This window comes from Aquabacterium sp. A08 (assembly GCF_011742065.1).
This window is the reverse complement of the sequence record NZ_JAAQQT010000577.1, coordinates 1-7564: the sequence shown is the minus strand read 5'-3', so window position 1 is coordinate 7564 and position 7564 is coordinate 1. Positions and strand designations below refer to the sequence as shown.

General features: G+C 65.8%; 6 protein-coding genes and 1 CRISPR repeat array. Of the genes, 3 read left to right on the top strand and 3 right to left on the bottom strand.

Annotated features, from left to right (window positions below):
- The first annotated feature begins 82 nt into the window (after positions 1-82).
- The 3 genes from tnpA (HA630_RS06990) to tnpC (HA630_RS06980) all read left to right on the top strand — a co-directional run bounded on the left by tnpA (HA630_RS06990) (position 83) and on the right by tnpC (HA630_RS06980) (position 2384).
- Complete coding sequence (gene tnpA / locus HA630_RS06990) at positions 83-421, top strand: IS66-like element accessory protein TnpA (protein WP_166833614.1); 339 nt, start codon at positions 83-85, stop codon at positions 419-421.
- Positions 418-750 (top strand): IS66 family insertion sequence element accessory protein TnpB, encoded by a 333-nt coding sequence (gene tnpB, locus HA630_RS06985; RefSeq protein ID WP_166833616.1) that lies wholly within the window; start codon positions 418-420, stop codon positions 748-750. The genes tnpA (HA630_RS06990) and tnpB (HA630_RS06985) overlap by 4 nt, the downstream gene beginning before the upstream one ends.
- 74 nt (positions 751-824) lie before the next feature.
- A complete protein-coding gene (gene tnpC, locus HA630_RS06980; RefSeq protein WP_371809220.1) occupies positions 825-2384 on the top strand; it encodes an IS66 family transposase in 1560 nt (519 codons plus the stop codon).
- A gap of 82 nt (positions 2385-2466) precedes the next feature.
- Positions 2467-5131: direct repeats of the CRISPR family, unit length 36 nt; unit sequence GTTTCAATCCACGCCCGCCATTGCTGGCAGGCGAGC.
- A 49-nt stretch (positions 5132-5180) separates the two neighbouring features.
- Here tnpC (HA630_RS06980) and tnpC (HA630_RS06975) read toward each other — a convergent pair.
- From tnpC (HA630_RS06975) to tnpA (HA630_RS06965), 3 genes are all read right to left on the bottom strand, one after another.
- Positions 5181-6740: an IS66 family transposase gene (gene tnpC, locus HA630_RS06975; protein ID WP_371809220.1), complete on the bottom strand. Its 1560-nt coding sequence runs from the start codon at positions 6738-6740 to the stop codon at positions 5181-5183.
- A gap of 74 nt (positions 6741-6814) precedes the next feature.
- A complete protein-coding gene (gene tnpB / locus HA630_RS06970) occupies positions 6815-7147 on the bottom strand; it encodes an IS66 family insertion sequence element accessory protein TnpB (RefSeq protein WP_166833616.1) in 333 nt (110 codons plus the stop codon).
- Positions 7144-7482 (bottom strand): IS66-like element accessory protein TnpA, encoded by a 339-nt coding sequence (tnpA, locus tag HA630_RS06965; RefSeq protein WP_166833614.1) that lies wholly within the window; start codon positions 7480-7482, stop codon positions 7144-7146. The genes tnpB (HA630_RS06970) and tnpA (HA630_RS06965) overlap by 4 nt, the downstream gene beginning before the upstream one ends.
- Between the last annotated feature and the right edge of the window lie 82 nt (positions 7483-7564).

Here is a 7564-nt window from a genome sequence, read left to right as displayed (position 1 = left end):
GTAAGCGTGCGGTCATCCCACCCTTGAGGTCGACGGCCCAAGCGGCAACGATGGTGTCCACCAAACGAGATAGGTGGACACCATGACTGAAGCGAAGATCAAGACCCGTCGGCGCCACAGCGCCGAACTCAAACAGCAGATCCTGGCCGAGTGCGCCCAGCCCGGAGCCTCGGTGGCCAGCGTGGCGCTATCGCACGGCATCAACGCCAACGTCGTGCACAAGTGGCGCCGACTGGCTCATGCCCCGAGCACAGAGGTGCAAGTCCCGACCTTCGTGCCTGTGGCGTTACCTGCGCCCAGCTGCGCGCCGGCTCCAGACATCCGCATCGAGTTGCGCCGTGGCGCCACCTGCGTGTCGCTGACCTGGCCGGTCTCGGCCGCCGAGCACTGCGCGGCCTGGATGCGGGACCTGCTCAAGTGATCCGCATCGACGCCCTGTGGCTGGCCACCGAGCCACTGGACATGCGTGCCGGAACAGAGTCGGCCCTGGCCCGTGTGGTGGCTGTCTTCGGCGCAGCACATCCGCATCACGCCTACCTGTTTGCCAACCGGCGTGCCAACCGCATGAAGGTGCTGGTGCACGACGGCATCGGGGTGTGGCTGGCAGCGCGGCGCCTGAACAGTGGCAAGTTCGTCTGGCCGCGTGAGGGGGCATTGACCGCTACGCTCAGCCGTCCACAGTTCGATGCTCTGGTGCTGGGCCTGCCCTGGCAGCGCCTGGCCGATGGTGGTGTCATCACCGTGCTCTGAATCTGATTGCTGGCCTTCTGCCTGCCAATTGGTGCATGCGCCAATGGCGCAGCGGTGTCGGTGCTGGCACAGTCATGCTCATGGTGGTGGAGCCGCAATCGCTGGAGAGCCTGAGCGCCGAGCAACTGCGCTCGGCGCTGCTGTCCATGCTGCAGGCCGCTGCCGCCAAGGACCAGGAACTGGCCTTCAAGCAGACCCTCATCGACAAGCTCACGCACGAGAACGCGCTCTTGAAGCGCATGAAGTTCGCAGCCCAGTCCGAACGCTTCAACCCCGAGCAAAAGAGCCTGCTCGAAGACGAGATCGAGGCCGACCTGGCGGCCGTGGCCAGCGAGATCGACGCGCTGGCGCAGACGCAAACACCGCCCACTCCCGAGAAGAAACAAGCCAAGCGCCTGCCCCTGCCGGCGCACCTGCCGCGCCGCGAGATCCGCCACGAACCCACGTCTACCACCTGCGCATGCGGCTGCCAGATGAAACGCGTGGGCGAGGACGTGGCCGAGAAGCTGGACTACGTGCCCGGTGTCTTCAGCGTGGAGCGCCATATCCGCGGCAAGTGGGCCTGCGCCCAGTGCGAGACCATTCAACAGGCGCCGGTCCAGGCGCACGTCATTGACAAAGGCATCCCCACCACGGGCCTGCTGGCCCAGGTGCTGGTGGGCAAATACGCAGATCATCTGCCGCTGTACCGCCAGGAGGCGATCTTCGGCCGCGCCGGCCTGGCCATCCCGCGCTCGACCCTGGCGCAATGGGTAGGCACCTGCGGGGTGCGGTTGCAGCCGCTGGTCGAGGCCTTGAAGGACGAGATCCTCAGCCACCGGGTGCTGCACGCCGATGAGACACCGGTGGCCATGCTCAAGCCCGGCGATGGCAAGACGCATCGCGCCTACCTCTGGGCCTATGCGCCGGGGGCGTTCGAGGGCATCAAAGCCGTGGTCTACGACTTCTGCGAGTCCCGCTCGGGCGAGCATGCCCGGCGCTTCCTAGGCCATGGCACCGACAAGGCCTGGAAGGGAAGCCTGACCTGCGACGACTTCGGCGGCTACAAGGCCCTGATCGCCAGCGGCGTGACCGAGGTGGGCTGCCTGGCCCACGCCCGGCGCAAGTTCTTCGATCTGCACGCGGCCAACCAGAGCCAGATCGCCGAGTTCGCCCTCCAACAGTTCGCCCGGGTCTATGAGATCGAGCGCGAAGTCAAGGAACTGGGCGCCGAACAACGGCAAATCGTTCGACAGCAGCAGACAAGGCCGATCCTGGACGCCCTGCACGAATGGATGACGCTGCAACGGCGCCAGGTCCCCGACGGATCGGCAACCGCCAAAACACTGGACTACAGCCTGCGGCGCTGGGTGGCGCTGACCCGGTTTGCAGATGACGGACAACTGCCCGTGGACAACAACTGGATCGAGAACCAGATCCGGCCCATTGCCATCGGCCGCAACAACTGGCTGTTTGCCGGTAGCCTGCGCGCGGGCCAGAGAGCGGCGGCCGTCATGAGTCTGATCCAGTCGGCACGCATGAACGGGCACGACCCGTATGCCTACCTCAAGGATGTGCTCACGCGGCTGCCAACGCACAAGGCCAGTCGCATCGACGAACTCTTGCCGCATCGCTGGCAAACCGGTGCCATCTGAGTCTCAGCCATGACCGCCAGTGGCGGTCAACATGGGATCACCGCGCGCTTACATCGATTTCGACGTTCGGGTAGTCCGGGGTGTTTCAATCCACGCCCGCCATTGCTGGCAGGCGAGCCCCTCATTCCAGCGGTCGCCAATGTTGCCGTAGATGTGTTTCAATCCACGCCCGCCATTGCTGGCAGGCGAGCCCGGCTGCACGACCAGGACGATGGCGAGGATGGGTGGTTTCAATCCACGCCCGCCATTGCTGGCAGGCGAGCCCTGGGCAAGACGGCCATCGCCATGACCATCGGGCTGTTTCAATCCACGCCCGCCATTGCTGGCAGGCGAGCCCCGCACGGTGGATGCCTGGTGCGTGGACCTGACCGAGTTTCAATCCACGCCCGCCATTGCTGGCAGGCGAGCCCCTGAGCTGGCTGGGGTGCTGTTTGGCGCGGACGAGTTTCAATCCACGCCCGCCATTGCTGGCAGGCGAGCCCGGGTTGGCCAGGGCGTTCAGGGCGCGCATCACGCTGTTTCAATCCACGCCCGCCATTGCTGGCAGGCGAGCCCGCCCGGGGGGTGATGAGCCCGGCCCAGGCATTTTGGTTTCAATCCACGCCCGCCATTGCTGGCAGGCGAGCCCCCCGCACCTGAATCGCCCGCAGGATTTCCCACATGTTTCAATCCACGCCCGCCATTGCTGGCAGGCGAGCCCCCTTGGCCTTGCGCGGCTCAAACGCAGCCCGCTCGTTTCAATCCACGCCCGCCATTGCTGGCAGGCGAGCGATCCGGGCCGGGGTGGCGCCGCGGGATGCGGTTGTTTCAATCCACGCCCGCCATTGCTGGCAGGCGAGCGCCAGCAGCACATCCGCCGCATCCCGAATGCGAATGTTTCAATCCACGCCCGCCATTGCTGGCAGGCGAGCCCTTCCAGCGGAGGTTTTCTTTGCCTGTGTTGCGGTTTCAATCCACGCCCGCCATTGCTGGCAGGCGAGCGCCCAGCCCGTTGCCAAGGACGCCCCGGTTCGGCACGTTTCAATCCACGCCCGCCATTGCTGGCAGGCGAGCTCCACGTCCACATCGCCACCGAGGCCCCGGGTGATGTTTCAATCCACGCCCGCCATTGCTGGCAGGCGAGCGCTGGACAGGCGCAGCCTGGGTGCCGGCATCGCTGTTTCAATCCACGCCCGCCATTGCTGGCAGGCGAGCTGGGCGGGCATTGAGCTGGAGGAGGTGCGCCTGTGTTTCAATCCACGCCCGCCATTGCTGGCAGGCGAGCGCCCCATGCTCCGCCGCCAACAGCGCCGCCAGCTTGTTTCAATCCACGCCCGCCATTGCTGGCAGGCGAGCGGTTCGGCCAGGTGGTGCTGCAGCAAACCACCGTGTTTCAATCCACGCCCGCCATTGCTGGCAGGCGAGCAGTCAAGAACGCATTGGCCGCACCGCCCAGCGCGGGTTTCAATCCACGCCCGCCATTGCTGGCAGGCGAGCCGCGGATGTGCGGTGCACCGACGCCCGCAGACGGGTTTCAATCCACGCCCGCCATTGCTGGCAGGCGAGCGCGGCGGCATGGCCGGCGACACCCTGGCGGCCATTGTTTCAATCCACGCCCGCCATTGCTGGCAGGCGAGCGTCATTCCCGGCTGGACCAAGGCGCGCTGTTCACGTTTCAATCCACGCCCGCCATTGCTGGCAGGCGAGCGGCGCAGTACAAGCCAGCCGCCCTGGCCTACATCGTTTCAATCCACGCCCGCCATTGCTGGCAGGCGAGCGGCGTGTTGCTGGCGGCCCTGCTGGCCATGGCGAGTTTCAATCCACGCCCGCCATTGCTGGCAGGCGAGCGCCGCCAGGCGTGGTTTGTGGCCAGCGACGTGATGTTTCAATCCACGCCCGCCATTGCTGGCAGGCGAGCGCGCAGGGCCGGGTGTACGTGCGCTGGATGGGCGAGTTTCAATCCACGCCCGCCATTGCTGGCAGGCGAGCCGCCCGACACCTGAACCGCCAGACGCAGGTTATCGTTTCAATCCACGCCCGCCATTGCTGGCAGGCGAGCTCTCCACCTCCTTGGCCGCGCTGCCCAGGTACTGGTTTCAATCCACGCCCGCCATTGCTGGCAGGCGAGCATGGGGGATGACCTGATTGAGGACTTGGCGGTGATGTTTCAATCCACGCCCGCCATTGCTGGCAGGCGAGCTGGAATGCGGCGGTGCTGCCGGGGTGGCAGAAGTGGTTTCAATCCACGCCCGCCATTGCTGGCAGGCGAGCACGTGGGCGAGAGGGCGGTGGCCTGATGGGGCGCGGTTTCAATCCACGCCCGCCATTGCTGGCAGGCGAGCAAGTTGTGCAGGATTTTTGAGATTTTGCACTGCCGTTTCAATCCACGCCCGCCATTGCTGGCAGGCGAGCTGCCAGTCGTGGGCATGGAGACTGCAGAGGTCAAGTTTCAATCCACGCCCGCCATTGCTGGCAGGCGAGCGCCGCTGGTACCGACCGGTGGCATCAAGGTGCGGGTGTTTCAATCCACGCCCGCCATTGCTGGCAGGCGAGCGCGTGGCGGCGGTGGACTACCGCGGCGCGGTGACGTTTCAATCCACGCCCGCCATTGCTGGCAGGCGAGCCGCAAGGCCCAGTCCGAGCTGGCCAACCAGACCATGTTTCAATCCACGCCCGCCATTGCTGGCAGGCGAGCCCTGGCCGTCAATGGCGACCAGCCCGTGGGCGAGGTGGTTTCAATCCACGCCCGCCATTGCTGGCAGGCGGTAAGCGCGCGGTGATCCCATGTTGACCGCCACTGGCGGTCATGGCTGAGACTCAGATGGCACCGGTTTGCCAGCGATGCGGCAAGAGTTCGTCGATGCGACTGGCCTTGTGCGTTGGCAGCCGCGTGAGCACATCCTTGAGGTAGGCATACGGGTCGTGCCCGTTCATGCGTGCCGACTGGATCAGACTCATGACGGCCGCCGCTCTCTGGCCCGCGCGCAGGCTACCGGCAAACAGCCAGTTGTTGCGGCCGATGGCAATGGGCCGGATCTGGTTCTCGATCCAGTTGTTGTCCACGGGCAGTTGTCCGTCATCTGCAAACCGGGTCAGCGCCACCCAGCGCCGCAGGCTGTAGTCCAGTGTTTTGGCGGTTGCCGATCCGTCGGGGACCTGGCGCCGTTGCAGCGTCATCCATTCGTGCAGGGCGTCCAGGATCGGCCTTGTCTGCTGCTGTCGAACGATTTGCCGTTGTTCGGCGCCCAGTTCCTTGACTTCGCGCTCGATCTCATAGACCCGGGCGAACTGTTGGAGGGCGAACTCGGCGATCTGGCTCTGGTTGGCCGCGTGCAGATCGAAGAACTTGCGCCGGGCGTGGGCCAGGCAGCCCACCTCGGTCACGCCGCTGGCGATCAGGGCCTTGTAGCCGCCGAAGTCGTCGCAGGTCAGGCTTCCCTTCCAGGCCTTGTCGGTGCCATGGCCTAGGAAGCGCCGGGCATGCTCGCCCGAGCGGGACTCGCAGAAGTCGTAGACCACGGCTTTGATGCCCTCGAACGCCCCCGGCGCATAGGCCCAGAGGTAGGCGCGATGCGTCTTGCCATCGCCGGGCTTGAGCATGGCCACCGGTGTCTCATCGGCGTGCAGCACCCGGTGGCTGAGGATCTCGTCCTTCAAGGCCTCGACCAGCGGCTGCAACCGCACCCCGCAGGTGCCTACCCATTGCGCCAGGGTCGAGCGCGGGATGGCCAGGCCGGCGCGGCCGAAGATCGCCTCCTGGCGGTACAGCGGCAGATGATCTGCGTATTTGCCCACCAGCACCTGGGCCAGCAGGCCCGTGGTGGGGATGCCTTTGTCAATGACGTGCGCCTGGACCGGCGCCTGTTGAATGGTCTCGCACTGGGCGCAGGCCCACTTGCCGCGGATATGGCGCTCCACGCTGAAGACACCGGGCACGTAGTCCAGCTTCTCGGCCACGTCCTCGCCCACGCGTTTCATCTGGCAGCCGCATGCGCAGGTGGTAGACGTGGGTTCGTGGCGGATCTCGCGGCGCGGCAGGTGCGCCGGCAGGGGCAGGCGCTTGGCTTGTTTCTTCTCGGGAGTGGGCGGTGTTTGCGTCTGCGCCAGCGCGTCGATCTCGCTGGCCACGGCCGCCAGGTCGGCCTCGATCTCGTCTTCGAGCAGGCTCTTTTGCTCGGGGTTGAAGCGTTCGGACTGGGCTGCGAACTTCATGCGCTTCAAGAGCGCGTTCTCGTGCGTGAGCTTGTCGATGAGGGTCTGCTTGAAGGCCAGTTCCTGGTCCTTGGCGGCAGCGGCCTGCAGCATGGACAGCAGCGCCGAGCGCAGTTGCTCGGCGCTCAGGCTCTCCAGCGATTGCGGCTCCACCACCATGAGCATGACTGTGCCAGCACCGACACCGCTGCGCCATTGGCGCATGCACCAATTGGCAGGCAGAAGGCCAGCAATCAGATTCAGAGCACGGTGATGACACCACCATCGGCCAGGCGCTGCCAGGGCAGGCCCAGCACCAGAGCATCGAACTGTGGACGGCTGAGCGTAGCGGTCAATGCCCCCTCACGCGGCCAGACGAACTTGCCACTGTTCAGGCGCCGCGCTGCCAGCCACACCCCGATGCCGTCGTGCACCAGCACCTTCATGCGGTTGGCACGCCGGTTGGCAAACAGGTAGGCGTGATGCGGATGTGCTGCGCCGAAGACAGCCACCACACGGGCCAGGGCCGACTCTGTTCCGGCACGCATGTCCAGTGGCTCGGTGGCCAGCCACAGGGCGTCGATGCGGATCACTTGAGCAGGTCCCGCATCCAGGCCGCGCAGTGCTCGGCGGCCGAGACCGGCCAGGTCAGCGACACGCAGGTGGCGCCACGGCGCAACTCGATGCGGATGTCTGGAGCCGGCGCGCAGCTGGGCGCAGGTAACGCCACAGGCACGAAGGTCGGGACTTGCACCTCTGTGCTCGGGGCATGAGCCAGTCGGCGCCACTTGTGCACGACGTTGGCGTTGATGCCGTGCGATAGCGCCACGCTGGCCACCGAGGCTCCGGGCTGGGCGCACTCGGCCAGGATCTGCTGTTTGAGTTCGGCGCTGTGGCGCCGACGGGTCTTGATCTTCGCTTCAGTCATGGTGTCCACCTATCTCGTTTGGTGGACACCATCGTTGCCGCTTGGGCCGTCGACCTCAAGGGTGGGATGACCGCACGCTTAC